The sequence below is a fragment of the Mycobacterium sp. E3247 genome (assembly GCF_001667785.1).
In the GTDB taxonomy this organism is placed as follows: domain Bacteria; phylum Actinomycetota; class Actinomycetes; order Mycobacteriales; family Mycobacteriaceae; genus Mycobacterium.
This window is the reverse complement of sequence record NZ_LZJG01000230.1, coordinates 1-727: the sequence shown is the minus strand read 5'-3', so window position 1 is coordinate 727 and position 727 is coordinate 1. Positions and strand designations below refer to the sequence as shown.

General features: G+C 67.5%; 1 protein-coding gene. It reads left to right on the top strand.

From position 1 onward, the window contains the following. Window positions 1-727, top strand: a 727-nt coding sequence (gene recA, locus A9X04_RS12380; protein WP_067920707.1) for a recombinase RecA, incomplete at both ends; no start/stop codon positions are given.

Genomic DNA, 727 nt, shown 5'->3' with positions numbered 1-727 from the left:
CGCAAGCCCCCGACCGCGAGAAGGCTCTCGAACTGGCGATGGCCCAGATCGAAAAGAGCTACGGCAAAGGCTCGGTGATGCGTCTCGGCGACGAGATGCGTCAGCCGATCTCGGTCATCCCGACCGGATCCATCGCACTGGACGTGGCCCTGGGCATCGGCGGTCTGCCCCGCGGCCGGGTCGTGGAGATCTACGGCCCGGAATCCTCGGGTAAGACCACCGTCGCCCTGCACGCGGTGGCCAACGCCCAGGCCGCCGGTGGCGTCGCGGCGTTCATCGACGCCGAGCACGCCCTGGACCCCGATTACGCCAAGAAGCTCGGCGTGGACACCGATTCCCTGCTGGTCAGCCAGCCCGACACGGGGGAGCAGGCCCTCGAGATCGCCGACATGCTGATCCGCTCCGGCGCGCTGGACATCCTGGTCATCGACTCGGTGGCGGCGCTGGTGCCGCGCGCGGAACTCGAGGGCGAGATGGGTGACAGCCACGTCGGGTTGCAGGCCCGGCTGATGAGCCAGGCGTTGCGGAAAATGACTGGCGCGCTGAACAATTCGGGCACCACCGCGATCTTCATCAACCAGCTGCGCGAGAAGATCGGCGTGATGTTCGGCAGCCCGGAAACCACCACGGGTGGAAAGGCCCTGAAGTTCTACGCGTCGGTGCGCATGGACGTGCGCCGGATCGAGACGCTCAAGGACGGCACCAACGCGGTCGGCAACCGCACCCG